Raw genomic sequence first — 25,581 nt, 5'->3', positions numbered from 1 at the left:
GTACGGGGAGGGGACGATGACGCTGGCGGTGCTGGGTTTCCTGATGGTGATCAGCTTCATGACGCTGATCATGACCAATCGCCTGTCGGCGATCACGGCCCTGATCATCGTGCCGATCGCCTTCGGCCTCCTGGCCGGGGCCGGGCCGCAGCTGGGCGTGATGATGGTCAAGGGCGTCACCCAGCTGGCGCCCACCGCCCTGATGCTGGCCTTCGCGGTCCTCTACTTCGGGATCATGATCGATGCGGGGCTGTTCGACCCGCTGGTGCGCTGGGTGCTGTCGATGGTCGGCGATGATCCGGCGCGGGTGACCTTGGGCACGGCGCTGCTGGCCATGGTCGTCTCGTTGGACGGCGATGGGGCCACCACGGCCCTGGTGACCATTTCGGCCCTGCTGCCGGTCTATCGGCGGTTGCGCCTCAATCCGCTGATCCTGGCTTTGCTGCTGGGGCTCAGCAACACCATCGTCAACCTGGTGCCCTGGGGCGGGCCGACCGCGCGGGCCGCCAGCGCCTTGCATCTGGAGCCGAGCGCGGTGTTCCTGCCGATGATCCCGGCCATGGTCGCGGGCCTGGCCGGCGTCCTCGCGCTCGCCTGGTGGCTAGGCCTGGGCGAGCGCCGGCGTCTGGGGCGCCTGTCCCTGGAACCGCTCGACCCCGTGTCCGCCGACGCGCCGCTGGTCGAGACCGGGGAGGCGCAGGCCAAGCGCCCGAAGCTGATCTGGTTCAACCTCGCCTTGACCCTCGCCCTGGTCGGCGGCCTCGTCACCGGCGCGGCCCCGCTACCGGCCTTGATGATGGGCGCGTTCGCGATCGCCGTGATCGTCAACTATCCCGACATCGCCACCCAGCGCACGCGGGTGGCCGCCCACGCCAAGAACGTGCTGGGCGTGGTGCTGCTGATCTTCGCGGCCGGGGCCTTCACCGGCATCCTGTCGGGAACCGGCATGGTCAAGGCGATGGCCGACGCCACCCTGATGGCGATCCCGCCGCAGCTCGGACCCTATCTGGCGCCGATCACCGCCCTGATCAGCATGCCCATGACCTTCTTCATGTCCAACGACGCCTTCTATTTCGGCGTCCTGCCGGTGATCGCCGAGACCGCCGCCAAGTTCGGCGTGCCGGCCGAGGCCATCGCCCGCGCCTCGATCGTCGGCCAGCCGGTCCACGGTCTCAGCCCGCTGATCGCGGCCATTTACCTCGTCACCGGCCTCCTGAAGGTCGAGGTCGGCGCGGCCCAGCGCTTCTCGCTGAAATGGGCGATCGCCGCTTCCCTGTTGCTGCTGATCGCCGCCCTGGCGACCGGCGCCTTCCCCCTGCGGGCGGCCTGATGACCGCCTCTGTTCCGAAAGAGTCTTCGATGCACGACGGCAAGCTCCCCGACGGTGGGGTCAAGGTCCTGGTGCCCTGCGGGGCCCTGGGTGGGGGCGTGCGACCCGATGAGGTCGAGGCCGGTCTCGCCGCCGGGGCCCACGCCATCGCCCTCGACGCCGGCTCGACCGACAGCGGTCCGGCCTATCTGGGCACCGGCAAGTCCAAGTACAGCCGCGCGGCGGTCAAGCGCGACCTCACCATCCTGATGGACGCCCGCGACCGGGCGGGCATCCCGCTGCTGATCGGCTCGTGCGGCACCTCCGGCTGCGACGAGGCCGTCGACTGGACCCTGGAGATCGTCCAGGAGGTCGCCGAAGAACTGGGCCAGCGGCCGCGCATCGCCTTGCTCTATTCCGAACAGGACAAGGCGACCCTGAAGGCCAAGAACGCCGGGGGGCAAATCCGACCGCTGCCGCCATTGGGTCCGCTGGACGACGCCACGGTCGACGCCTGCGCCCACATCGTCGCCTTGCTAGGCCCCGAGCCCTACATCTCGGCTCTGCAGGGCGGGGCCGAGATCGTCCTGGGCGGGCGCACCACCGACACCGCCGTTCTGGCCGCCGTGCCGCTGATGCTGGGCGCGGCCGCAGGGCCCGCCTGGCACGGCGCCAAGGTCGCCGAGTGCGGCGGCCAGTGCACGGTCAATCCGATGAACCCCGGCATCATGTTCTGCGTCGACGCCGAGGGCTTCGAGGTCGTACCGCTGTCGCCCGACAATCGCTGCGAGCCGCACACCGTGGCCGCCCATATGCTCTACGAAAACAGCGACCCGTTCCGCCTGATCGAGCCCGGCGGCGTGCTGGATGTGACCGCCTCGGAATATCAGGCGCTGGACGCACGCATCGTGCGCGTCACCGGCTCGCGCTGGGAGCCGGGCCCCTACACCATGAAACTGGAAGGCGCGGGCGGCGGGCCATTCCAGACCATGATGATGGTCGGCATCGAAGACCGCGCGGTGCTGGCCGATCTCGACGGCTTCATGGCCCGCATGGACGAGGCGCTGCGCGAGCGCGTGCGCCGCTCGATCGGCGAGGCCGCCGGCGATTTCGACATCTCGCTGCGGGCCTATGGCTGGAACGCCGTCTCCGGGATCACCCGACCGCCAGGTACGCCGCCACCGCTGGAGGTGGGTCTGCTGTTCGTCGCCACCGCGCAGAACCAAGCCCTGGCCACCCAGATCGCCAAGGCCTGCAACCCATACTTCTTCCATTTCCCTGTGCGCAGGGACATCGAGCTTCCGAGCTACGCCTTCCCGTTCTCGCCGGCCGAGGTCGAGCGCGGCCAAGTCTTCGAGTTCAAGCTCAATCACGTCGTCGAGACGGCCGATCCGTTCGAGCTGGTCCGCATCCGCTGGGTCGACGCCCCTTCGGAAAAATCTGGCGTTCAAGATAAGGAGGTCCGCGATGGTCAAGCTGCATGAGGTCTGCCACCAGGTGCGGTCCAAGAACGCCGGGCCGTTCTGGGTGACGGTCGACCTGTTCTTCGACGGCCCGGAGAACTACGTGCGCTACAAGGACGCGCCGGCGCTATCCCAGGAGGCCATCGGCGAGGCGTTCGACACCGATCCGGCGCTGATCAAGCGCTTCGCGGTCGACAGCTTGGCGGTGGTGAAGATCTCCTATCCCCGCAAGACGCCGCAAGGCGGCGTGGTCGAGCGCGACATGCACAGCGGCCAGCAATATGTTCGGCTGCTGGACACGGTCGTGGGTTGACCAGGCTCTCGTCTGCGTCACGCCGACAAGCCGGAGCGCCTTTCTGCCGTAGCTTGGCCGCTAAGCCGAATGGCCTTCACGTGAACCGATACCCGTCGGTGTCGCTATCTCAGGGAGGCGACGACCGGGCAATGGTCGGAAGGGTGGCCATCGGCCGGAGCGTAGGTCTGCTCCTCGAACCCAGCCAGGTCCCGCGCCGCGCGGACGTCCAGCACGATGTGGTCGATGAATTCCTTGAAGCGCGGGTCGCACTTGGGCGTGGCGGCGCCCTCGGCGAGCGAAAGGTCGGCGTTGGCGGGCTGGCCGTCGTCAAGCTCGGCCCAGAGCGTGTCGTCCTTGCGGGCGAGGCGACGGTTGAAGTCGCCGAGCACGGCGAAGCGGATGGGCTCGGCGGCGCGGGCGTCGATCCATTTTTCGAGAACCGGGATTTGCCGTTGAAGGGTCTCGCAGGCATCGCCCTTTAGCCCGTTGAAACAGCCCGACTTCAGATGGACGGCGAGAAGACGAAGCGGCGCGCGTCCTCGCGCTCGGACGGTGATGTCGACGCCCGAGCGTAGATCCGGATTGCCGAGCGCCAGATCGGCAAGATCAGGCGCGCGCTCGAAGCGCACGCCTTTGCGGATGGCGAAGCCCACGGCCTGGCGTGTCAGCCTGCGATTCGCCTGGCCGCCGCATGGGAAGTGGTTGCCCGCAGGTCGCTCCTCGATAATCAGTTGGTACTTGGCCGGATCGAACACCCGGGCGGCGGCCTTGATCGACTCCACTTCCTCGAAGGCGATGACGTCGGCGTTCATGCGCTCGGCGTAGGCCCGCATCAGCGCGAAGTCCGCGTCCGTACGCGCCTTGCAGCCCTGGGCGCCGTCCTCGGAGAGGTGCTCCATGTTCCAGGTAGCGATGCGAAGGGGAGGCGGCGGCATGGCCGGCGTGGTGGCGCAGGCCCCGAGCGATAGGACAAGGGCGAGGGCGGCGAGCGGCTTGAGCATCCGGAGTTCCAGAACGGAGGAGGCCCGCTTTAGAGCGCAAGTGTTATAGAATAACAATGTGGTCGCCCAAGCCGCTTGTGGGCGACGGCTAAATTCAACTGAGATGCGCCCGGCAACGGGACGAAATGGCGCCAGGTCGCTGGCCGGACCGTGGGTAGGAGCGGGGGTAGAATGCGAAGGGTGGGCGCTTTAAGTGCAGGAAAAATAAAGAAAATTTGTTCGCCTTGGCGGACTCCGTCTCCGCCATCCCCGCTTTTCCAAAACAGCAAATTGCGGCCGTCCGGATTGCGGCGCTGATTTGCACGCCCGTGCGAATTAGTGAATTCAATGGCTTGGTCGCAAAGAGTCCGATTTCGGCCCCTGGCAAAATCAAAGGCTTAGCCGACCTCTGCAAACCAAAATCGGGCCTCCCTGGAGGCGCGAAAGCCTCGAAGCCCGAAACTAGGCGACATCGAACCGACCTGTCCGAGACATCTTGCGATGGCCGCTCGCAACTTCCACCCGCGCATCAAATCCAAGGCGATCGCCAAACCGAAGCATGCGCGCCCGGATGAGGTTGTGGCGCTGCAGCTTCGACGTCGCGTGTAGGAAAGCCCGGCAATCTCAGCATGGATCTGGTTGATCAAGGCAGTCGGAAACTGCCAGTCGCCATTGGGCGCTGGCCAGAAGGATATTGGTTTGGGCACGGAAGAGGCCTCGAAAGAGTGAACTACACTCCGCTTCGCTGGCCTTTATCCTTTTCTGGCCTCGGGTATTCGGGGCGCCTGGACCCAGCGGCAAGGATCTCTGGACACGCGGTCAATGACAGAGCGCCGCGACGGCCTCAGAGAGGGCGCTGAAGTATTTGAAGCATCGCACCCACAGAGTTGTCGCAATTTCTCGCGACACGCGAGAGGCTCGGACGTGCCGGGCGTAAGGTGCGGACGTGCATTTAATTACAGTCCGAATGGCAAAGATCGTCGAACTAGTGTGGAAATGGCCGTCTTGGTCCAGCAGGGCGCCTCTCAATAGGGCGCGCAATGTGCCTTGAACGCGCAAGAATCGCTGCGTTGCGAAAAAAGGTTGGTTAACAACCACGACGAGCGGTTGTTTGCGGAACGCTGATTTAGTAAAGGCTTCCTAAATCATCGGGCAAAGACCCGGACACATACACTGGTGGGGACCACGTGCTGATCGTATCTAATCCGTCAGCGGATCAGCGAACCTGCGCCGTGAAAGCGTCGCCGGTCGCCAAAGATCCGCTCAAGCGAGCGATGGATATTCTGGTGGCGGGCGGCGCATTGCTGTTCTTCGCGCCTCTCCTCGCCCTCGTCGCCGTCTTGATCAAGCTGGAGTCTCCTGGTCCGGTGCTGTTTCGGCAGTCCCGCGGTGGGTTGAACGGCCAAGCCTTCACGATCTTCAAATTCCGCTCGATGCGGTGCCAGGAGAACGGGACGAAGGTCGTCCAGGCCAAGCGCGACGACGACCGGATCACCACGCTCGGTCGTATCATCCGTAAGACCAGCATCGACGAGCTTCCCCAGCTCCTCAACGTGCTGAAGGGCGACATGTCCATCGTCGGCCCGCGTCCGCATGCGCTAGCTCATGACGAGCAGTACGGCGCGTTGATCGCTAACTACCACCTGCGTTTTCGTACACGCCCAGGTCTGACTGGCCTGGCCCAGATCAAGGGCCTGCGCGGTGGCACCAGCGCGGTGGAGGCGATGGCTGCGCGCATCGATGCGGATAACGAATATATCGAGCGCTGGACGCTCGGCGGCGACGTCAAAATTCTGTTGCTGACCGTGCCGCATCTGCTGATGGCGGAAAACGCTTACTAGTTGGTGGCGGAGAAGCGGCCGTTGGTCGTTGCTCCGTGTCGGGGATATCTATGCAAACCGTTCTGGTAGCCGGTGGGGCCGGGTATGTCGGCTCGCACGCCTGCTTGGCGTTGGCTCAAGCCGGTCTTCGGCCCGTCGTTTTCGATGATCTGTCCAACGGTCATCGTGAGCATGTGCGGTGGGGGCCGCTCGAGGTCGGCGACATCCGTGACGCCGCGCGCCTGGACGCGGTCTTCGCCGCGCACGCGCCGGTCGCCGTCCTGCACTTCGCCGCCCGGATCGAGGTGGGCGAGTCGGTCAAGGATCCTGGCGCTTTTTTCGACAACAATGTCGGCGGCACGATCACGCTGATCGAGGCTACGCGCCGGGCGGGCGTCAATGCACTGGTTTTCTCCTCGACCTGCGCCACCTTCGGCGATCCCGTGACCCTGCCGATGGACGAGCGCCATCCTCAGGCGCCGCTGAACCCCTACGGCCGCAGCAAGCTGATGGTCGAGCAGGCCCTTTCGGACTACGACCGCTATGCCGGTTTCCGCAGCACGGTTCTTCGCTACTTCAACGCCGCTGGCGCGGATGCTGAAGGTCGGATCGGCGAGTGGCACGAGCCGGAAACCCACGCCATCCCCCTAGCTATCCAGGTAGCCCTGGGGCAGCGGCCGCACTTCACGATCTTTGGCGACGACTACGATACTCGCGACGGCACGGCCGTGCGCGACTACATCCATGTGCAGGATCTGGCCGACGCCCACGTCTCGGCGCTGCGCCGGCTGTTGGCCGGCGGGTCCTCGGAGTCCTACAATCTCGGCACCGGCGCGGGCACGACTGTGCGCGAACTGGTCGACGGGGTTGGCCGGGCGACGGGGGCGCCGCTGACAGTCCAGACGGCGCCGCGCCGGCCGGGCGATGCGCCGGTCCTCGTCGGCGACAACACCAAGGCTCGTGAGCAATTGGGTTGGGCGCCGTCGCGAGATCTCGATGTGATCCTATCCAGCGCTTGGCGTTGGCATCAGGCACAAGCGGGTCAGGCCTGATGACGGCCAAAACAAGAAATTCAGACTTTTACAACAACGCGGACAGCAGCGCTTTTGAGCGCTCCCGTCAGATCAGGATACTTCGATGCGCGTAGCGATGATTGGCACGGGTTATGTGGGCTTGGTGTCGGGGGCCTGTTTCGCCGACTTCGGTCACGTGGTGACGTGCATCGACAAGGATCCGAGCAAGATCGAGCGACTGGAACGCGGCGAGATCCCGATCTTCGAGCCTGGCCTCGATGACTTGGTGGCGCGCAACGTCCGTGAAGGCCGCCTGTTCTTCACGCTGGAGGGCGCCCAGGCGATCAAGGACGCCGACGCGGTGTTCATCGCTGTCGGTACGCCCACGCGTCGCGGCGATGGCCATGCGGACCTCTCCTACGTCTATGCCGCCGCCGAGGAGATCGCCGGCCTGATCGAGGGCTTCACCGTCGTGGTCACCAAGTCGACCGTGCCGGTCGGCACTGGCGACGAGGTCGAGGCGATCATCAAGAAGGTCCGCCCCGACGCCCAGTTCGCCGTGGTGTCGAACCCCGAGTTCCTGCGCGAAGGCGCGGCCATCGAGGATTTCAAGCGCCCCGACCGCGTGGTCGTCGGCACCGAGGACGAGCGCGCCCAGGCCGTGATGCGCGACCTTTATCGCCCGCTGTCGCTGAATGAGACGCCGATTGTCTTCACTGGCCGCCGCACCAGCGAGCTGATCAAGTACGCCGCCAACGCCTTCCTGGCGATGAAGATCACTTTCATCAACGAGATGGCCGACCTCTGCGAGAAGGTCGGCGCCGACGTCCAGTCGGTGGCTAAGGGCATTGGCCTCGACAAGCGGATCGGCAGCAAGTTCCTCAACGCCGGTCCCGGATATGGCGGTTCGTGCTTCCCGAAGGACACCATCGCCCTGGTCCGCACGGCCCAGCAATACGGCGCCCCGACCCGGCTGATCGAGACGACCGTCGAGGTCAACGACGCGCGCAAGAAGGCCATGGCCACCAAGGTGGCCGACGCCATCGGCTCTACCGACCTGTCGGGCAAGACGATCGGCGTGCTGGGCGTGACCTTCAAGCCCAACACCGATGACATGCGTGACGCGCCGAGCCTGGACATTCTGCCGGCCCTGCAGGCCATGGGCGCCAAGGTCCAGGCCTTCGATCCGGAGGGCGCCAAGGAAGCGGCCCACATGCTGAAGGGTGTCAACTTCAAGTCAGGCGCCTACGAGGCAGCCGAAGGGGCCGACGCCCTGGTGATCCTGACCGAGTGGGACCAGTTCCGGGCGCTCGACCTGGACCGCCTGAAGCTGCTGCTGAAGTCGCCAACCGTGGTCGACCTGCGCAACGTCTACAAGGCCGCCGAGATGGTCCGTCACGGCTTCACCTACGCTTCGATCGGCCGAGGCTGATCCATGGCGACTGCGATCATCGTCACCGGCGCGGCCGGCTTTGTAGGCTACCATGTGGCCGAGCGCCTTCTCGATCGCGGCGTGGCGGTGATCGGGGTCGACGTCTTCAACGCATATTACGATCCGACGCTGAAGGATGCTCGCGCCGCGCGGCTGGAAGGCCGCGACGGCTTCGAGATGGTCCGCATGGACATCGCCGAGCATGAGGCCTTCGCCGAGTTGGTGAAGAGCTCGGGCGCCAAACAGTTGATCCACCTGGCCGCCCAGGCCGGCGTTCGCTACTCTATCGAAAACCCGTTCGCCTATGAGCGCAGCAATCTGGCTGGCCACCTGTCGGTGCTGGAAGCCTGCCGTCATGCTGGCGTCGAACACCTGGTCTATGCCAGCTCGTCCAGCGTCTATGGCGACCGGCCGCTGAACGGCGACGGCTTCCGCGAGACCGATCCGGCTAACGAACCGGTGTCGCTGTACGCCGCCACCAAGCGCTCGTGCGAGCTGCTGAGCCAGAGCTATGCGGCGCTGTACGGCTTTCCGCAGTCGGGCCTGCGGTTCTTCACCGTCTACGGCCCCTGGGGGCGGCCGGACATGGCCTATTACGGCTTCACCGAGAAGATGCTGAAGGGCGAGACGATCGAGGTCTATGGCGAGGGCAAGATGGCCCGCGACTTCACCTATATCGACGACATCGTCGACGGCATCCTGGGTGTGCTCGACAATCCGCCGGCGCAAGGCGGGCACGAAGTCTACAACATCGGCGACAACGATCCGGTTGGCCTGATGGATATGATCTCGACGCTGGAAGCGGCATTGGGGATCGAGGCCAGCAAGATCTTCTTGCCTATGCAGCCGGGCGACGTTCCGGCGACCTACGCCAATATCGACAAGCTAAAGACGCTCTGCGGCTACAAGCCGAAGGTCAAGCTTGCCGAGGGCCTGGCGCGCTTCGTCGAATGGCGACGTGGCTGCTCCGCTGGCTGGAGCGCCAAGGCCGCGCGATGAAAGTTGTTCAGATCACGCGCGTCCTGACCCACTACAGGATCCCGTTTCACGAGCGGGTGCGGGAGAACCTCGCGAAGAGCGGCGTGGCCTACGAACTCATCTATGGGCAACCCAGCAAGGCTGAAGCGACGCGAGGTGGTTTCTCAGATCTCTCGTGGGGCAAAAAGATCGAGAACGTCTATCTCGGTCTGCGTGGGCGCGATGTCGTTTATCAGCCCGTGTTCCGCGAGGCGTTCGACGCGGACTTAGTTATCCTCGGCCAGGAAAACAGCCTACTGGTCAACTATCCGCTCCAGCTTTTGAAGCCGAGAGACCGCATGCTCGCGCTGTGGGGGCATGGCAAGAACTACCAAGCCAGGGGCGGTAACGGCCCGGCCGAACGATGGAAGCGGATCTGGGCGACGAATTGCGACTGGTGGTTCGCCTACACCGAGCAGGCCGCCAGCACGGTTGGTGCGCTGGGGTTTCCGCGAGACCGCATCACGGTCTTCAATAACGCGGTGGACACCGGCGAAGTCCGATCGCTTGCTCGCAAGATGACGTCCGAGCGTATTGCTGCGCTGAAGGCCGAACATGGAATTTATGGCGAAGATGTCGCGATCTTCGTCGGCGGGCTTTATGCCGATAAACGTATCAGCTTCCTCGTCGAGGCCGCGGACGCGATCAGGTTGGCGATTCCCGACTTCCACCTCGTTATCGTTGGCGACGGTCCCGACCGCAGCCTTGTCGAGGATCTTGCCCGCGATAGACCTTGGCTCCGTTTTCTGGGCGCGCGCTTTGGCGACGAGAAAACCGAACTCATGTGCATGAGCAATCTGTTCTTGATGCCAGGTCTGGTGGGTCTTGGCATCCTTGACAGCGCCGCCGCGGCGCTACCGCTGATCACCACGGACTATCCCTACCACAGCCCGGAAATCGCCTATCTGAAGGATCGGGAAAACGGCCTGATCGTCACGCCCTGGCAGGATACGGGTCCTTATGTCGATGCGATCGTCAATCTGTTGAAGGATCGCAAGCGATTGGCTAGTTTATCGGTTGGTGCAAGCTCTGCCGCCGAATACTACACGATCGAAAAAATGGCGGAGCTCTTCTCCAACGGCGTTCTAAGCGCTCTCAAGGCGGGGGCGCGCAATAGGGGTAGCGCCTAATTATCTCGTTACACTATCGGGCGCTGCGTGGGCGCGCCACCTTGAGTTTTCAAAGATCGACTGGTTTGAAATGCTGGCAGCCAAACTGAGAACCGATAATCCCGGCTCCGAGCAAATGCGCGGGCTGTATCCGTTCCTCTATCTGTTCATCGGCCTAGTCGTCAGCGCATCATACGGAAGTGTGTTTCGACTTGCTTGGTACATATTTCCACTCTTTGTCTTCGTTGCCGCTGTAGCGATCTATCGGGGTGTCCTACCGATCGAGCGCTATGCAGTCGCCGCCGTGAGCGTATTCGCGGCCGGCGCTCTGGTTTCGGTTCTTGGAACACAGGTGCCGATTGGCGCCTGGAAAGAGCTTCTCTTCATCGTGCTGGCTCCGCTGACCTTCTTGGTCAGTCTCAACGCGGACGACAGGTTCGTTCGGCGACTGGCCTATGCTGTGGGCATATGCTCGGTGGTCAAGACGTTCTTCTTCTCGCGAGAAGGGGTTGCACTAGACTTCTCCCACTTCGGCTTGTTTGACTCGAAGGGGTTCGGCACGGAATCTGGCTTTGCTTTCCCGGTATCGCTACTGGCGTTCTACTTCTTGGTTACGGGTGATAAAAAGCTCTCATTGATCTTCGGATTTCTGGCGGTCATTTCGTTCAAGCGCGCGGCTTTGCTCGCGCTGATCGCCGCCAGCGCCGTCTATTTCCTCATGCCTTCAAAAGTTTCGAAGTCGAAGACGCTAGTCTATGCGATTTCTGCGGTCGTATTCCTGCTGGGCCTGACCATTGGCACGCGGATGACCCAGATTATCGCCATCGTCTACAAGTTCTTGCCGACTACTCTGTCGATGAACGCTCTCACTATGGGGCGCTTCGAATTCAACAAGGTCCTTGAGGGGATCCTGTCCGACGGCACAATTCTGCAGAAGATCGGTGGGCATGGGCCGGGCTTTACGACCAGCCTCCTATTCAACCAGTTCGGCATTAAGCAGCCGCACAATGATTTTATGAAGATCGCGCTGGACTATGGATTTGTCGGCGCGTGTTTAGTGATCTCGTCAATGTTGATTATGTTCAGGGCCCAGAGAGCTACGATCGCGCTGTCGGTGTTCACGGCTATCGTGTGGTTCACGGATAACACCCTGATCTATTATTACCACAACATCGTATTGTTCGCGGTCGCTGCTGCTCTCTGGGCTCGTGAGAAAAGCATGTCGACCGGCGCCGAGGTTTGAAGATCAGGCCTTTGTTCGGCCGCGCAGGAGTTGCTGTGCGGCCAGGACAACAAACGCCGAGTTGGTCTCAAGGTATCGTCGCCACAAGCGCTTGGGTTCTTGCGCCAGTCTATGAAGCCATTCCAGGCCAGCATTCTGCACCCAGCTGGGCGCTACCGGAATATCGCCAGCGAGAAAATCAAAGGCCGCTCCGACTCCGAGCATCACGCTTTGCACCTCGCCGCGATGTTCGGCCATCCAGCGCTCCTGCTTCGGGCAGCCTAGACCCACGAACAGCACGCGCACGTCGGCTGCGTTGATCGCGGCGATCCGCTGCAGGCGCTCTTCGGCTGTCGCGGGTTTGAAGGGGGGGGATTCTGTGTAGGAAATCTTCAGTTTAGGGAACTTCTGCTGCAGCTTTTCCGATAGCTTCGCGAGCGTTTCGGGGCGGCCTCCCAGCAGGCCGATATTCAGGCCGCCTTGTTCGGCGGCGGCGCAGATGGACAGCATCTGCTCGCGTCCAGGTACGCGCTGTTTGCCGGCGACGCCAAGCGCGCGCGCCATCCAAACCAGCGGCGCGCCGTCCGTCGTCACGAGATCGGCTTCGGTCAGTACAGGCGCGAAGGTTGGGTCCTTCCGAGCTTCGACGGCCATGTGGACGTTGGCGACACAAACATAGCGGCTCTCGTGATGACGCGCCCAGCCGATGACCTTGTCGACGACGCCGTCGAGGTTCTCGGTGTCGATGCCCATCCCGATGACGTCATACTCTCGACGACGCGCCGGCTCGGCAGGTGAGGTGCTGTATGCTGTCAATGGACGGCTCGTTTAAATCATGTGCCTGTCATTGAAAATAAAGTAGAGCATTTTTAAAGTCCATAGACTAATATTCTTCGCTGCGCATCTGAGGGTGTTGCGCGCTCAGTCAGTCCGAAAAAGAAGCTTGTCGAGGGCTTTAGCCTTGAGAATTCTCGTTGCCCATAACAGATACCAGCAACGCGGCGGGGAAGACGCCGTTGTCGACAACGAAATTAAGCTTCTGCGTGGCGCCGGATATCAGGTTGATACCTTCTTCGAGAGCAACGACGACATCGTCGGCTTTTCCGCGAAGCTCAAGGCTGCGCTAAATATCGCCGCCAATGATGGCATGCGAAGTACAGTGAAGGACGTGGTGCAGGCGACAAGGCCGGATGTTGTCCACATCCATAACTACTTTCCGAAGATGTCGCCCGCCGTGTTCGGCATGTTTCGCGATCTCGGTGTGGCTACGGTTCATACAATTCATAATTATAGGCCGCTTTGCGCCAATGCCATGATGTTTCGTGACGACAAAGTCTGTACGAAGTGTCTGGATAGAAATATTGGTTGGTCGATTGTGCATAAGTGCTATCGAGATTCCTTCGTCGGATCTGCGGCCATGGCTCACATGATCTCGCGCTCCAAGCGCAAGGTTTGGGATGGAGACGTCGATCGCTTCATCGTGCTCAGCCAATTCGCGAAAAAGCTCTATGGCGATGCCGGGTTTCCGGCGCAGAAGCTGACCGTAAAAGGCAATTTTGCGCGGGACCCTGGAGAGTCGACTTCGGAACGGCAGAGAAGTCGCTATCTTTTCGTAGGCCGGCTATCGGCCGAGAAGGGCGTCAGTGTGCTGATCGAGGCTGTGCGCCTGGGTAAGTTCGACCTCTTGATCGCTGGGTCTGGCCCGGAGGAAGAAGCTCTCAGGCAAGCTGCGCCGCCAAACGTGACGTTCCTGGGCGCCCTCAAGCCGGAACAGGTGTCTGAAGCCATGCGATCCGCCTCGGCGCTGATCGTTCCGTCGCTGTGGTTCGAAGGTTTTCCGATGGTCATTGTCGAGGCGTTGGCCCATGGCCTTCCGGTGCTGGCGTCGCGCATCGGAGCCTTGTCGGAATTCGTCGAGGACGGTGTTTCCGGTTGTTTGTTCACGCCTGGCGACCCAGCTTCGATCGTCGAAACGGTCAAGCGGTTCGAAATGTTGAACGACGGGACGCAGAGCGCCGCGGCGCGTGCGCGCTATCTGGCTCTGTACAGCCCGGAGGCCAGCCTTTCTTCGCTAGAACGTATTTATCAGCAAGTTGTATCTGGCTTTAAGCGCCAGCCAAGTGTTGTTGGGGGGTAGATCGTGACGATCGATGCAAGACTTCTTTTGATCACATTCTGCGTGATCACGAGAGATGAGGAGGGGGTTTATACGAATGACAATTATGTCGGGCTTCTGACTGATCTTTCTCAACTCATTCGTCATGTCGACTTCGTCGGGACGGAGGAGAGCAAGAGCGACGGCAGGTTCTACAAGGAAGGCAAGAGCCTTTACCGGCGGAAACTTAACTTCCCGAACGTCCATCCGATCCCGATAGGGTCGGGGTCGGCTAGCCTGGGCCTGGGGTCATCAATCCGCAATCTGATCGGCAAGGCGACTGGTTTCGCGAAGCAGATCAAGCAGTCCGATTTCGTCTACATCACGCTGCCGGTCTTCAGCGGCGTGGTGGCGGCGGCGATCTGCCGAGCGGTCGGCAAGCCGTATGGCGTCTACATCGCTATGTCGTGGGAAGAACTTCTCGAGCAGGACAAGAACGTGTCTGCGTGGAAGGCCCGCCTTTATCCGATCCGGAAGGCAGTAACCTTGTGGCTGGAGCGTTTCGCGGCCACCGGTGCGCGCTTCGTCATCGTGCACGGCGAGCGATCCTACCAGAAGTTCGTGCCAATCAACCGCGATGTGATCAACGTATCGCCCATGATCGGCATTACGCCGGACATGTTCGCTTTCGGGCGGGGGCTTGAAACGGCTGGAACTGACATCGTGTTCGTCGGCACGCTCAACGCGCGCAAGGGCGTGGACACGCTGATCGACGCACTTGGCAAGGCCCAGAACGAGGTCGGCCGCCCGACTACCTGCAAGATCGTCGGCAACGGCGACCCCGCATTCGTCGAAGGCTTGTTGGCTCGCATCGAGCAGCACGGGATCTCCGAGAAGGTGCAACTGGTCGGCCGTATCTCCAACGTCGCAGATATCGTGACCATCTATCGGAGTGCGGACATCCTGGTGGTGCCGTCTCTGGCCGAGGGCTTCCCGCGCGTGATCTATGAGGCCATGTCGCAAGGGTGCCTGATCGTCGCTTCCGACATCGGCTCGATCTCCTCGGTGCTGACCGATGGCGAGCATTGCCTTCTGGTTCCGCCGGGAGATCCGGGCGCCCTGGTGCGTGCGATTGACCGCCTGCGTTCCGATCCCGCGCTGCGCGAGCGCCTGCGGAAGAACAGCGAAATCTTTGTACGTAAGCGGATCACGCCAGTCTCGACCGCGCAACAACTCGCCAACAAAGTCCAGGAAATGCTGGGCTGATGCGCAGGTGATCGTCTCGCCCGATGGCGGGCGAGACGATCCGACTACTTGGTTTCTCTCAAGGTTTCATTTTTGAAGAGGGGGGCGAACAGCGCTCCGGCGACAATCGTCGCGCCTTCCGGAGTGACATGGCTGTTGTCGCCCAGCACGATCGTCCCGTTCCGCTCGAACGTGCAGCTGTTTCCCGAACACAAGATTTGGCTGGGATAGACCACGGTCGCGCGGTCCTCTCTAGCAACGATAGCGAGGAGTTGCTCTGTTGCCTCGAGCCTAGCCTTGGCGTCCACATTGACGACGCAGCGGCGATCCAGGGCATTGGCCATCCGCGCCCGGGCGATGCAGGAGGCGACCGAGAACTCCTGTTCCGGCATGGGACCCAGCACGATGATTTGGACACTGGGGTTGGCGGCCCTGGTCGCGGCGATTGAGCGGCTCAGGCCTAACTTCAGCATGGCGAGGTTGCCTTGCGCGCCGGTCGCCTTTGTCGAGGAGTCTTGCAGCGACATCGAGCCGCCGACGGCTGTCGTCGATTGCCCACCATAGAGCGGCCAGCGCGCAGCGATCACCACGTATTTTAGGTCGGAATTGCGCTCGATCTCGCCAATGACCGCGTGGTTGAAGGTCGCGCACTGCTCGTCGGTATTGCCGATGACGCTCTGCGTCACGTCCAGCAATGGGGCGCAACCGCTCTTGGAGACTTGGCGCATGGTCAGGCCGTGCTGGCGGGAAATGGCGCTCAGCCCCGGTGCGATCGCGTCGGCATGACTATCGCCCCACAGCATCAAGGTCGCTTGCGAACCTGGAGCGCCGCTCAGGCAGTCCGATGCGGGTGAAGGCTGGGCGCTATGCACATGGCAGGCCTCGCGAAGAGGGTTCTTTTCAGAAGCCAAGCGTTCGGCGCTTCGTACGCCGGCGGGAACGCGCGCCGGCAGGCCTTTACCCAGATAGAGAACTGCGCCGACGCCGGCGAACAGCGCCAGGGTAGCCATGCTCGCCACCAGTACCTTCGTTCTGGAGATGCGCGCGAACTGGATGGGGCGTTCAATCACCCGCCAGGAGAAGTAGGACAGGGCCAGCGAAATCAGCAGTGGGATGATCGCCACCCAGCCCAGATGCTCGACGTTTAGACGCACGCGCCAAAGGACGAGAAGTGGCCAATGCCAGAGATAGAGGGCGTACGAACAGTAGCCGATCACTTGGAAAGGGGGGGTAGCCAACAAGCGCTCGACGGGGGTCTCGCCCGAGCCGCCGGCGTAGATGAGGAGCGCGGTTCCCAGGCAAGGCGCTACTGCCGAGAGACCCGGGAACCGCATGTCTCCGTTGTAGAGGGCGAAGCTTGCGACAATTAGCGCCGCGCCCGCGCAGGTCAGCAACGTGCGGGTGGTCGGGTGTCGCGGTTCGGCGTGGACGAACGCCAGAAGCGCTCCGAGCAGGAGCTCCCATGCCCGCAGATGAGGAAGATAAAACGCCGCCGACGGATCGATGCGAGCCGCGATTTCGGCGGCGACCAGACCCAGCGCGATCAAAGCAATGCAGACGAGCGCCTTGTTGCGGCCAGACAGGAAGCGCAGCCCCAAGAAGACGATCAGCGGCCAGAATATGTAGAACTGTTCCTCGACCGCCAGCGACCACATATGCAGTAGAGGATTGTCGTCGGAGTTCGGCGCGAAATAGCCCGACTGCTTGTAGAAGGCGATATTGGCGGAGAACAGCGCGCTCGCCGCTAGGTTCTTGCCATATAGCGCCAGTTCGGCCGGCGGCAGGATGAGAACCGCGGCGATCGTGGCGACGATCGCCATCAGCGCGAACGGCGGTAGGATGCGTTTGAAGCGCCGCTCGTAGAAGCCGAGGATGGAGAACCGCTTCTCTTCGCACTCGCGGTTGATGATCCCGGTGATCAAGAAGCCGGAAATGACGAAAAAGATGTCCACCCCGACGAAGCCGCCGGGCAATAGACTTGGAAAGGCGTGGAAGATGAGGACCGGGAGAACCGCAACCGTCCGGAGGCCGGTGATGTCGGTTCGCCATTTCTGCCGAACCTGGCCGGACGCTGCGCCTGTTCCGTTCACGATCCTCTGGTCCATGACTGTCATCCAACCCGCTTACGGACGTCCTTCAGTGCGGTGAAGGCGGCGTCGGTCACGATCCTGAAGTTGCCTCGGTTCAGAAACGCGTTGTGCAGCCCGTAGGCCAGGGAGCCGACCACGACGCAGAGCGTCAGCCTCAGGGGAGACGCGGGGAGGCCGCTGAAGAACTGGACGGCGAAAACGCAGACCAGCATCGACGCGGTCCCGGCGACGGATGGGGCCAGGGCCTGCAGGAGGGCGTTGATCTCGACACCCAGGCGACGCTTTAATTGGTAGAAGGCCAAAGCTGTCGCCATGACGGCCGGCGCGGCGAACGCGGCGGCGACCCCGGCGACGCCATATCGGCAACCGAACAGTAGCGAGATTGCGAGCAGTGTGGCGGAGGCCGCGTTGTTGCTTAGGATCGAGCCCGTCGCGCCCGCTGCGAGCAAGGCGTTCGTGACAATTAGGGTGATGGATTGGAACAGACCGGCGACCGCCAGGATCGCCAGAGCCGGCGCGGCAGCGTGCCACTTCTCGCCAAGCAGCGAGACGATCAAGTCATCCGAGACGATCGACAGGCCGCAGAAGGCGGGCATGAAAAGGATCGACGAGAACAGTAGATACTTCGTCAGGTTCTCCTGCATCAGTTTCGGAGAATGCTGAGAAGAGGCGAAGGTCGAGAGGCTGACGGTGTTGGTGCCCGTGACGATGAGGTCGGTCAGAAGTCGCGAGATTCGCTTGGCCAGGGCATAGAGGCCGGTCGGTGCGCTGCCCATGGTGGTGGTGAGAGCCATCACGTCGAGGCGATTGGCGACGACGTACAGTAGGGAGCTGCCGATAAGCGGGTAGGAAAACTGGAACATCCGCACGGCGATCTGGCGGTCAGCCGAGAAGGCCGGTCGCCATCCGCTGGCGCTCCAGAGCGTGATGACCGACACGAAGGACATGGCCAGCTGTTGCATCACCAGGCTGGTGACGCCGAAATCCAAGAAGGCCATGGTCGTGCCGACGATCATGCCAGCGATGCTGCCGATGAAGGTTCGCATCGCCAGGACCTTGTGGCGCATTTCGCGCTTCAGCTTTGCCGTCTGTACCGTGGAGAGGCCATCAAGAACCGGCAGAATGGCGAGTTGCTTCAGGACGCTGGCCAAGGCCGGCTCGCGCAACAGCGTGGCCAGCAAGGGCGCCAGGAAGAAGAGGCAAGCCGCCAGTACGGTCGCCGTGACGACTGCGGTCCAGAACGCCGTGTTCGCGACCTGGGGCGTGAACTCAGGCCAGCGAACGACGGCATGGCCGATGGTCTCGATAAGAAGTCTCTGGATCACGAGGATCGCGAGCATTGCCGTGGTGATCACGCCGAAAGCTGCGGGATCGAGCAGTCTCGCCAGGACCATGGTCGTGGCGAAGGCCACGAACTGCTGGCCCCAACTGCCGGCGGTGGACCAAAGGATGCTCTTGAGCGTCCTACTCATGGAAAGCCTGGTCCAGGAATTGTCGGGCCTCCGTGGTTCGTTCCGCGAAGATCGCGTCGCATAGTTTGGCGAAGGCCTTGTCGGCGACAGGGGGGGCGGCTGAGGTCGTAGTACGGTTGGCGACGATCAGATCAGCGAAACCGATGTCAGTGTAGATGCCGGCGACCTTGGAGTCGGCCTTTGGGTTGATCGCCGCGAAACCGGGCGTCCCTTGGCGCAGCGCCAGTAGCAGCACGTGAAGACGATTGCTCACGACGGCTTGGCTGGCGGCATAGAGCTCCAGCGCTTCCTGTTCGCTCAGCCTGTGGCGAATGACGCTCGTCCGACGCGCCGGCGATAGGTTCGCGGCAAGATCGTCGAGATAACGCAGATCGGCGTCGACCTGCGCCGAGATCACGACCTCCAGCTCGCGCTTGGGGTCCACCGTGTCGAGGATCGAAATGATCTGGCGTTGGATGACTTGGTCGTAGTCGGGAGTCACGTTTCGCGAACGGATGCTGACCACGATCTTTCGCTCGCGAGCCGGTGCAAGAGCTGCCAGCGGCGGCATGGTGAACGCCAAGTCCGGAAAGAACTTGAGGTTTGTGATGCCGATAGTCTTCGCGTAGCGCTGGGACTCGGTGTCACGGGCGCCGATGAAGTGGATGAACTTGCTCTTCGCCTTCTCGAAACGCGCCCGGTTGGGTGAGAACGGGCCGATCGACGCGCCAAGGCGCACGATGCGGATGCCAAGAACATTCAGAACCAGGAAGGCCAGAATGTTGAAGGCCTGACCCACGGCATCCTTCAAGGGGAGGGCGCCGGTGAAGCCGCCGGGGTTCAGCACGTAGTACACCCGCCCGCCCTTGGAGCGCGAGCGCATGGACGACGCGATCATCCGGCGAAAGAACGCGCTCTGCGACTCTTCGGTGGCGTATTTCTCGATCTCGATCTGCTCGAGAAACGCCTGCGGCATCGCGCCGGGATGAACAACGACAGCGCCCTGCTCGTTCAGAAGTCCGAGCAGCTGGCGGTTGATAATGATGTCGCCGAGGTTTGTGTGCTTAGTCTTTGCGTTGAAATAAAATTCGACGTTACTCATTTGGAGTTCTCATCGCTCCGCGACGCGACATCCTGCATTTTTCACGTCCCAAGGAAGGCGGCGTAGGCTTGGGCAACGCCATCGCGCAGTTCGATGCGCGGCGACCAGCCCATGCCCCGTAACTTGTTCGCGCTCATAAGCTTGCGCGGGGTTCCGTCGGGTTTGGTGGTGTCAACCTGGACCGAACCTTCGAAGCCAACGATCTCGCAAACCAGCTGCGCTAGCTCGAGGATCGTGATGTCTTCGCCCGAGCCTACGTTCACGTGTTCGAAGTCGGAATAGGTCTTCATCAAGAACACGCAGGCGTCGGCGCAGTCGTCGGCGTTCAGGAACTCGCGACGCGGCGTGCCGGTGCCCCAGATCGTGATGCTGTCGGCGCCGGCCAACTTGGCTTCGTGCGCTTTACGGATCAACGCGGGCATCACGTGGCTGCTGTTTAGGTCGTAGTTGTCACCCAAGCCGTACAGGTTGGTCGGCATGGCGCTGATGAAGTCGCAGCCATGCTGCTTGCGATAGGCCTGGGCCAGCTTGATGCCCGCGATCTTGGCGATCGCGTACCACTCGTTGGTCGGCTCCAGCGGACCGGTGAGCAAAGCGTCTTCCATGATCGGCTGCGGCGCGAACTTCGGATAGATGCAGGACGAGCCGAGGAACAGCACCTTGCCGACGCCGCTGCGCCAGGCCGCATCGACGATGTTCGTCTCGATGACCAGGTTGTTGTAGAGGAAATCGGCCGGGTAGGTGTCGTTGGCCAGGATGCCGCCGACCTTGGCTGCCGCCATGAAGATGGCGTCCGGCTTTTCCTTGGCGATCCAGGTCTCGACGGCGCTCTGGCGTTCGAGGTCGAGGACGTCACGGCCTGCGGTCAGGATCTCGCAACCTTCGGACGCCAGGCGGCGAACGATGGCGGAGCCGACCATCCCACGATGGCCGGCCACCCAGACGCGCTTGCCCTCTAGAGGGAAGATCACGTCATTCGGCATTGCGACGCTGCTCCTTAGCGACATTGATCATGTCGGCGGCGACCATCTCGGCGCACAGCTGCTCCCACTTGGTCTCGTGGACCCAGCCGAGCTTTTCCTTAGCTTTAGTCGGGTCGCCGATCAGCAGCTCGACCTCGGTCGGACGGAAGTAGCGCGGGTCGACTTCGACCAGCACCTTGCCGGTCTCGGCGCACGTGCCCTTTTCGGCGACGCCTTCGCCCGACCAATTGATCGTGATGCCGACTTCCGAAAAGGCCTTGCCCACGAAGTCCCGGACCATGGTCGTCTCGCCGGTGGCCAGGACGTAGTCGTCAGCCTCTTCCTGCTGCAGCATCAGCCACATCCCGCGGACGTATTCGCGGGCATGGCCCCAGTCGCGCTTGGCGTCCAGGTTGCCCAGGTACAGCTTGTCCTGAAAGCCCTGCTTGATGGCCGCCACGGCGCGCGTGATCTTGCGCGTGACGAAGGTTTCGCCGCGCAGCGGGCTCTCGTGGTTGAACAGGATGCCGTTGCTGGCGTGGATGCCATAGGCCTCGCGGTAGTTGACCACGATCCAGTAGCTGTAGAGCTTCGCGGCGGCGTAGGGGCTGCGCGGATAGAAGGGGGTCTTCTCGCTCTGCGGCACTTCCTGCACGAGGCCGTACAGTTCCGAGGTCGAGGCCTGATAGAACTTGGTCTTCTTTTCCAGGCCCAGGATGCGGATGGCTTCCAGCAGGCGCAGGGTGCCCGTGCCGTCGGCGTTGCTGGTGTATTCCGGAGTCTCGAAGCTGACCTGGACGTGGCTTTGAGCCGCCAGGTTGTAGATTTCGTCCGGCTGGGTCTGCTGCACGATCCGGATCAGGTTCGTGCTGTCGGTCATGTCGCCGTAGTGCAGGATGAAGCGCGGATTGGCTTCATGCGGATCTTGATAGATGTGTTCGAGTCGGCCCGTGTTGAACGACGACGAGCGCCGTTTCACGCCGTGAACTGTATAACCCTTGGACAACAGTAGCTCAGAGAGATACGCGCCGTCCTGCCCGGTCACGCCCGTGATGAGCGCAACCTTACCGTTGCTATTAACCGTCATTAGATCCCCACCTTCGAGAACGCAGCTATTCCGCTTTGCGTAGTCGCGTCATAGCGCAAGCTTTTTGTTGATGCGACCTTGTTCTTGCAATAGCGCAATGAAAGATGGAAGCGACCGAAAAAGGGGCGATGTTGGCTCCGGTAAGGTTAATCCGTTCTGTGGGCGGGGATCATTCGTGAAATCGTGAATGAACGCTCGGCCTGTCGGCGGTTTGCTCGGCGCTAATGTTTGCGGAGGAATGGCTTTGAGGGGGACCGTGCTGGAGGAGTGTCAAATAAAATTCATCTTGACCCTCATCCTCGTCGTGTTGGGTGGATGTGGACGGACTGAATCAGAACAAACGACAGTGACGCCTGAGGCCAATGTCGTCGCCACGATTTCTCCGATGCATAACGCGCTCCGGAGCAGAGGCCGGGATCTCATCCTAGAGACTATCGGTGCGGCGGACTTCGACAACGAGGTCGTATCCGCAACACTGAAGGGCGACGTAGTCTGTGGGCGAGGGATATCGAAGTCAGACCAAAGGAAGCGTTATTACATTTCCATGGCTGGAAGAGTGTGGATGCTCGGCGATCAGGCTGATGGGCGATGGACCGAGTACTGCGCCCTGGGGCGCGCTCTCGAGCCTTAGTTCACAAGATGGATCGTGAGTTTCGTCCAATTTGTGGGAAAACCCTTTCCATTCCCGCGGCGTTGATCGAAAATTTTTCGCGAGCGATCTGGGCCACTAGGGTGCGGTAGTCCGTGAGGACGGGCAAATCCCGCTGAGCATTCAGTGATTTGTAGTCGATGGCCGTTTGGTCGCCCGCGATGCGACCTCCGGGGACCGATCCGCCCAATACCCAATAGATGCTTCCGTGGCCGTGATCGGTGCCTTTGTCCCCATTCTCTTTGAAGGTCCGGCCGAACTCAGAGACCACCACGATGGTCGTGCGCGCCCAAGTGTCTGGTCCCATCTCGTCGACGAGGCCTGCCAGCCCCTTGCCAAACTGGCCGATGCGATCTGCCAGTACGCCCGTGGCGCCCCCCTGGTTCACGTGGGTGTCCCAGCCGCCGACGTCCAAAAAGGCCAGATTGTAGTCATTCTTCAACATGCGGGCGACGCGGCGAGCGGCGAGCTCGAAACCGCTGGGTGGCGCGGCGGCGCGATTGGCCGCCTCCATCTCCCCGATAAGGTTGGCATAGACCTTATTGCGAACCTGAAAGCCTTCTGTGACCTGATCCTCTAGGTCGTGGTCCCGGTACATGTCCTGGATGGCCTGAGCCAGGCGGTTGCCGACACCGCGCCGGTCCACCGACTGAACCGCGACATTCGGAGTTGCTGGCGCACCGTGGAAGGTGAGAGGCGCCTGGGTCGTGAATGCGATCGGCCGAGCCCCGGAAATCTCTTGGGCCAAGCGGGCCATGAAGCCAGAGCGATAATTGCGCGCGCCACCAACGGGTTGGCCCAGTTCGATCGTGTCCTGGGTTTCGAAGTGGCTTCGGGTCATGTCGTCGGTTCCGGCGAAAGGAACAAAGGCGACCTGCTTCCTCTGCCAGAGCGGGTAGATGCTATTCCGAAGCGCCGGATGAAGGCTCCACTGGCCATCGAGCGTCAGAGCGCTCTTGAGGTCTGTCGGATCTGGACGTGCGATCCCGATGCTCGGCCGGGCCTCATAGTAGAAGTCGCTGTAAGTGGGGATCACGACATTGATCGCGTCGTAACCGCCACGCAGAAAGATCACTAACAGGCGCTGGTCGCTCGCCGGTGTGCTCCAGGCGTGGCTGGTGATCGTGGTTGCTGACGTGGCGATGGTTGCGGTGAGGAAGTCGCGTCGATGCATGGCGGCCTCAACGATGTAGGAACTCGGGGGAGGACAGGAAAAGTATGTTCCACTCGGCAGGAGAGCGTGCCTCTGCGAGTGCGGCTTTCGTACGGTCGCCAAGCCACGCCTGCGTGCTGGAAAAGTAGAGGGCGTTTTGCAGCTGGGGGAAGGCGGGTTGTTCGCTGGCGCCTTGGCCCTCGGGCTTGAAGAGGCCGGCTGAATTCGCGCCGACCTGGCGGGCTATATCGAAGAGGGCGGTCAGTTGTCCCGGACCCGACCAGGCCGCGGCCTGCAGCGGGTAGCCATCGGGGGTGTCGCGGCTGTAAAGGCCCTGCCCGGATTGAGCGATCCAGTTCTGGAGGGGGGAGGCGTTGACGATCTGCTTGCCGTCGTAGGCCAGCCGCACGGCTGAAACGGCGTAGTGGATAGGATCCTTGACCTTCCCCCCGAGCGAAGCCTCGAACTCCTTAGACTTGAACATGACCTCCAGGACGTAGGCGATGTCGCCATCTTTTCGGAGAAAGGCGGCGGCCATGTGATCGACAAGCTTTGGCGGAGCCTCGTCCATAAAATAGAGAGCTATCTTGCCAGAGATATGCTTGGCCGTGGCCGGCTCGCGAGCCAAGGCGTCAAGCGCGGTCTCAAACTCGGAGAGGCCAGCGCCGGAGATCTTGCGTCGCAGCACAATCTTGTCGCCGAAATCGTGGCGAGCTGGATTGAACTCCATCAGCCCACGACGGACATGAAAGGCCGCCTGCTCTGGTCTCAGCTTCGGAGGATCAGGGGAAAGGCTGACGCCAACACCCGTTAAAACCCGCGCCATTTCTTCGACGTCCTTTTGGGTATAGCCCGATCCGACGCCTAAAGTGTGTAGCTCTAGAACTTCACGCGCGAAGTTCTCGTTTATGTGACGCACCGCATTCTGATCGTTGTCCAGGTAACGTAGCATCGCCGGGTGAAGATCGGCCGCCTTCAGGAGGTCGCGAAATCTACCCAGGGCGTGAGGGCGGATGGCCTGATCCTCATAGTCGCCGATCATGGCGCGGATATCGCGCTTGTCCGCATGGACGTTGAAGTGGTTCATCCAGAACCACGTCATCTGCTCTTGCAGTTGGTTCGGTGAATACAGGTCTCTCAGCAGAGACCGCTTCGCGGCTTCCTGGCGAAGGCTCTGCATCCCCTTCTGGTATTCTTGGCGCGCATTCTCGCGCTCGGTCAGGTCCTGGAGTTTGGAGCCCGCCTTGTCCTGCGCGTCCATCTCCAGGACCAGTCGCGCCATAGGCGTCCGCGAAATGCGCATTGTGTCGATTTGAGTCTGCACGGCTGAGGGGAGTTGAGCCTCTCCTGCGGGGCGCAGTTGAGCCTTTAGCCACCGGTCCGCGCCGACCGATCGCGCGATGGTGACGTCCTGGGTTGTTACGCCCCAGGTCACCCGATCGACCAGCGCATCAATTGTCGGCTCGCGGTTCACGACGGAGCCGTTAGCGACGCTGGTCGAGAAGGCGAGGGCTGCTGCTAGTAGGAAGCGCCAATGCATATTTCCGCCTCACATGAGTGAGGTGGGCAGGTTGTGAGTGTTCCTGGGCCTTTTGAAGGCGATCGCGTGGCGGCTATCCGAACAGCGGCACGGGGCCTCGGCCGCCGCCATTCCAGTTGGCCCAGTTGGGGAAGATGTAGGGCAGGTCGGCAGGGCTGACGCCATACCACTGGGCGATGGCCCCGACATACTCCTCGGTGGCGATGGAGGGTATCCAGCGGCCGTCGTTGGAGGTGTCTTCCGGGCCGCCGAAGGTCATGTCCGGATACCGGCCATGCACCTTGCCGTTGGCCAGGGCGCCGCCGAGGACGAGGTGGTTGGAGCCCCAGGCGTGGTCGGTGCCGCCGCTGGCATTGCCTTTGAACACTCGGCCGAAGTCGGACATCGTGAAGGCGGTGACGTTGTCCTGCAGGCCCAGTGCCTTCATAGCGTTGTAGAAACCGGCCAGGGCGTTGGCCAAATCGCCATAGAGGCCGTTGTGGGCGGCCAACTCGTTGGTGTGGGTGTCGTAACCGCCCTGGCTGACGAAGAAGGTCTGCTTGGCGTG

General features: G+C 62.1%; 21 protein-coding genes. 11 read left to right on the top strand and 10 right to left on the bottom strand.

The window, feature by feature from the left end; all coding sequences use genetic code 11:
* Nucleotides 1–16: 16 nt before the first annotated feature.
* From AC1RRR_RS07495 to AC1RRR_RS07485, 3 genes are read left to right on the top strand one after another with little or no spacing between them, the layout of a single operon-like run.
* Nucleotides 17–1,330: a CitMHS family transporter gene (locus tag AC1RRR_RS07495; protein ID WP_492811841.1), complete on the top strand. Its 1,314-nt coding sequence runs from the start codon at nucleotides 17–19 to the stop codon at nucleotides 1,328–1,330.
* Entirely contained in the window at nucleotides 1,330–2,793 is a 1,464-nt protein-coding gene (locus tag AC1RRR_RS07490) for an acyclic terpene utilization AtuA family protein (protein ID WP_492811840.1), read from the top strand. The genes AC1RRR_RS07495 and AC1RRR_RS07490 overlap by 1 nt, the downstream gene beginning before the upstream one ends.
* Nucleotides 2,777–3,085 carry a DUF4387 domain-containing protein gene (locus AC1RRR_RS07485; protein ID WP_492811838.1) on the top strand — a complete coding sequence of 103 codons (309 nt, stop codon included), beginning with the start codon at nucleotides 2,777–2,779 and terminating at the stop codon, nucleotides 3,083–3,085. Before AC1RRR_RS07490 ends, AC1RRR_RS07485 begins: the two co-directional genes overlap by 17 nt.
* Before the next feature lie 104 nt (nucleotides 3,086–3,189).
* On the opposite strand, the gene AC1RRR_RS07480 is transcribed toward AC1RRR_RS07485, so the two are convergent.
* A complete protein-coding gene (locus AC1RRR_RS07480; RefSeq protein ID WP_492811836.1) occupies nucleotides 3,190–4,068 on the bottom strand; it encodes an endonuclease/exonuclease/phosphatase family protein in 879 nt (292 codons plus the stop codon).
* A gap of 1,166 nt (nucleotides 4,069–5,234) precedes the next feature.
* Between AC1RRR_RS07480 and AC1RRR_RS07475 the strand changes: the two genes are divergently transcribed.
* The 6 genes from AC1RRR_RS07475 to AC1RRR_RS07450 all read left to right on the top strand — a co-directional run bounded on the left by AC1RRR_RS07475 (nucleotide 5,235) and on the right by AC1RRR_RS07450 (nucleotide 11,681).
* A complete protein-coding gene (locus AC1RRR_RS07475) occupies nucleotides 5,235–5,888 on the top strand; it encodes a sugar transferase (protein WP_492811835.1) in 654 nt (217 codons plus the stop codon).
* A 50-nt stretch (nucleotides 5,889–5,938) separates the two neighbouring features.
* Entirely contained in the window at nucleotides 5,939–6,919 is a 981-nt protein-coding gene (galE, locus tag AC1RRR_RS07470) for a UDP-glucose 4-epimerase GalE (protein WP_492811834.1), read from the top strand.
* An 85-nt stretch (nucleotides 6,920–7,004) separates the two neighbouring features.
* Complete coding sequence (locus AC1RRR_RS07465; protein ID WP_492811832.1) at nucleotides 7,005–8,312, top strand: UDP-glucose dehydrogenase family protein; 1,308 nt, start codon at nucleotides 7,005–7,007, stop codon at nucleotides 8,310–8,312.
* Between the two features lie 3 nt (nucleotides 8,313–8,315).
* Nucleotides 8,316–9,311, top strand: a complete 996-nt coding sequence (locus AC1RRR_RS07460; protein ID WP_492811830.1) for an NAD-dependent epimerase/dehydratase family protein — start codon at nucleotides 8,316–8,318, stop codon at nucleotides 9,309–9,311.
* Entirely contained in the window at nucleotides 9,263–10,459 is a 1,197-nt protein-coding gene (locus AC1RRR_RS07455; protein ID WP_492811829.1) for a glycosyltransferase family 4 protein, read from the top strand. The genes AC1RRR_RS07460 and AC1RRR_RS07455 overlap by 49 nt, the downstream gene beginning before the upstream one ends.
* Nucleotides 10,460–10,529: 70 nt before the next feature.
* Complete coding sequence (locus AC1RRR_RS07450) at nucleotides 10,530–11,681, top strand: hypothetical protein (protein WP_492811827.1); 1,152 nt, start codon at nucleotides 10,530–10,532, stop codon at nucleotides 11,679–11,681.
* 3 nt (nucleotides 11,682–11,684) lie between these two features.
* Here the strand turns inward: AC1RRR_RS07450 and AC1RRR_RS07445 are convergent, their stop codons facing one another.
* Nucleotides 11,685–12,413, bottom strand: coding sequence for a WecB/TagA/CpsF family glycosyltransferase (locus AC1RRR_RS07445; RefSeq protein ID WP_492811825.1), 729 nt, complete (start codon nucleotides 12,411–12,413; stop codon nucleotides 11,685–11,687).
* 208 nt (nucleotides 12,414–12,621) lie between these two features.
* Between AC1RRR_RS07445 and AC1RRR_RS07440 the strand changes: the two genes are divergently transcribed.
* Together AC1RRR_RS07440 and AC1RRR_RS07435 are read left to right on the top strand one after the other, a co-directional pair.
* Nucleotides 12,622–13,797 (top strand): glycosyltransferase, encoded by a 1,176-nt coding sequence (locus AC1RRR_RS07440; protein ID WP_492811823.1) that lies wholly within the window; start codon nucleotides 12,622–12,624, stop codon nucleotides 13,795–13,797.
* Nucleotides 13,798–13,800: 3 nt separating this feature from the next.
* A complete protein-coding gene (locus tag AC1RRR_RS07435) occupies nucleotides 13,801–15,021 on the top strand; it encodes a glycosyltransferase family 4 protein (RefSeq protein ID WP_492811822.1) in 1,221 nt (406 codons plus the stop codon).
* 44 nt (nucleotides 15,022–15,065) lie between these two features.
* On the opposite strand, the gene AC1RRR_RS07430 is transcribed toward AC1RRR_RS07435, so the two are convergent.
* From AC1RRR_RS07430 to AC1RRR_RS07395, 8 genes are all read right to left on the bottom strand, one after another.
* The gene (locus tag AC1RRR_RS07430) at nucleotides 15,066–17,105 is read right to left on the bottom strand and encodes an acyltransferase family protein (RefSeq protein WP_492811820.1); all 2,040 of its coding nucleotides are present in this window, start codon (nucleotides 17,103–17,105) and stop codon (nucleotides 15,066–15,068) included.
* 5 nt (nucleotides 17,106–17,110) lie between these two features.
* The gene (locus AC1RRR_RS07425) at nucleotides 17,111–18,562 is read right to left on the bottom strand and encodes a lipopolysaccharide biosynthesis protein (protein ID WP_492811818.1); all 1,452 of its coding nucleotides are present in this window, start codon (nucleotides 18,560–18,562) and stop codon (nucleotides 17,111–17,113) included.
* The gene (locus tag AC1RRR_RS07420) at nucleotides 18,555–19,643 is read right to left on the bottom strand and encodes a polysaccharide pyruvyl transferase family protein (protein ID WP_492811816.1); all 1,089 of its coding nucleotides are present in this window, start codon (nucleotides 19,641–19,643) and stop codon (nucleotides 18,555–18,557) included. Before AC1RRR_RS07420 ends, AC1RRR_RS07425 begins: the two co-directional genes overlap by 8 nt.
* A gap of 41 nt (nucleotides 19,644–19,684) precedes the next feature.
* On the bottom strand, nucleotides 19,685–20,650 hold the full coding sequence (gene fcl / locus AC1RRR_RS07415) for a GDP-L-fucose synthase (RefSeq protein WP_492811814.1): 966 nt from the start codon (nucleotides 20,648–20,650) through the stop codon (nucleotides 19,685–19,687).
* A complete protein-coding gene (gmd, locus tag AC1RRR_RS07410; RefSeq protein ID WP_492811812.1) occupies nucleotides 20,616–21,692 on the bottom strand; it encodes a GDP-mannose 4,6-dehydratase in 1,077 nt (358 codons plus the stop codon). Before gmd ends, fcl begins: the two co-directional genes overlap by 35 nt.
* Before the next feature lie 632 nt (nucleotides 21,693–22,324).
* Nucleotides 22,325–23,515 carry a DUF1501 domain-containing protein gene (locus tag AC1RRR_RS07405; RefSeq protein ID WP_492811810.1) on the bottom strand — a complete coding sequence of 397 codons (1,191 nt, stop codon included), beginning with the start codon at nucleotides 23,513–23,515 and terminating at the stop codon, nucleotides 22,325–22,327.
* Nucleotides 23,516–23,522: 7 nt separating this feature from the next.
* Nucleotides 23,523–25,034 (bottom strand): DUF1800 domain-containing protein, encoded by a 1,512-nt coding sequence (locus tag AC1RRR_RS07400; protein WP_492811808.1) that lies wholly within the window; start codon nucleotides 25,032–25,034, stop codon nucleotides 23,523–23,525.
* A gap of 73 nt (nucleotides 25,035–25,107) precedes the next feature.
* The coding region (locus AC1RRR_RS07395; protein ID WP_492811806.1) for a DUF1501 domain-containing protein at nucleotides 25,108–25,581 on the bottom strand (474 nt) is incomplete at its 5' end.

It is taken from the genome of Caulobacter sp. GW821-FHT12D05 (genome assembly GCF_058807295.1).
The sequence above is the reverse complement of the archived record's forward strand: the minus strand, read 5'-3'. Positions and strand labels throughout refer to the sequence as shown.

Excerpts from the sequence above, each read along its gene's own strand:
- AC1RRR_RS07495 (WP_492811841.1), top strand. The coding sequence starts at position 17 with ATGACGCTGGCGGTGCTGGGTTTCCTGATGGTGATCAGCTTCATGACG.
- AC1RRR_RS07490 (WP_492811840.1), top strand. The coding sequence starts at position 1,330 with ATGACCGCCTCTGTTCCGAAAGAGTCTTCGATGCACGACGGCAAGCTC.
- AC1RRR_RS07485 (WP_492811838.1), top strand. The coding sequence starts at position 2,777 with ATGGTCAAGCTGCATGAGGTCTGCCACCAGGTGCGGTCCAAGAACGCC.
- AC1RRR_RS07480 (WP_492811836.1), bottom strand. The coding sequence starts at position 4,068 with ATGCTCAAGCCGCTCGCCGCCCTCGCCCTTGTCCTATCGCTCGGGGCC.
- galE (WP_492811834.1), top strand. The coding sequence starts at position 5,939 with ATGCAAACCGTTCTGGTAGCCGGTGGGGCCGGGTATGTCGGCTCGCAC.
- AC1RRR_RS07465 (WP_492811832.1), top strand. The coding sequence starts at position 7,005 with ATGCGCGTAGCGATGATTGGCACGGGTTATGTGGGCTTGGTGTCGGGG.
- AC1RRR_RS07460 (WP_492811830.1), top strand. The coding sequence starts at position 8,316 with ATGGCGACTGCGATCATCGTCACCGGCGCGGCCGGCTTTGTAGGCTAC.
- AC1RRR_RS07455 (WP_492811829.1), top strand. The coding sequence starts at position 9,263 with ATGGCGACGTGGCTGCTCCGCTGGCTGGAGCGCCAAGGCCGCGCGATG.
- AC1RRR_RS07450 (WP_492811827.1), top strand. The coding sequence starts at position 10,530 with ATGCTGGCAGCCAAACTGAGAACCGATAATCCCGGCTCCGAGCAAATG.
- AC1RRR_RS07445 (WP_492811825.1), bottom strand. The coding sequence starts at position 12,413 with ATGGGCATCGACACCGAGAACCTCGACGGCGTCGTCGACAAGGTCATC.
- AC1RRR_RS07430 (WP_492811820.1), bottom strand. The coding sequence starts at position 17,105 with ATGGACCAGAGGATCGTGAACGGAACAGGCGCAGCGTCCGGCCAGGTT.
- AC1RRR_RS07425 (WP_492811818.1), bottom strand. The coding sequence starts at position 18,562 with ATGAGTAGGACGCTCAAGAGCATCCTTTGGTCCACCGCCGGCAGTTGG.
- AC1RRR_RS07420 (WP_492811816.1), bottom strand. The coding sequence starts at position 19,643 with ATGAGTAACGTCGAATTTTATTTCAACGCAAAGACTAAGCACACAAAC.
- fcl (WP_492811814.1), bottom strand. The coding sequence starts at position 20,650 with ATGTCGCTAAGGAGCAGCGTCGCAATGCCGAATGACGTGATCTTCCCT.
- gmd (WP_492811812.1), bottom strand. The coding sequence starts at position 21,692 with ATGACGGTTAATAGCAACGGTAAGGTTGCGCTCATCACGGGCGTGACC.
- AC1RRR_RS07405 (WP_492811810.1), bottom strand. The coding sequence starts at position 23,515 with ATGCATCGACGCGACTTCCTCACCGCAACCATCGCCACGTCAGCAACC.
- AC1RRR_RS07400 (WP_492811808.1), bottom strand. The coding sequence starts at position 25,034 with ATGCATTGGCGCTTCCTACTAGCAGCAGCCCTCGCCTTCTCGACCAGC.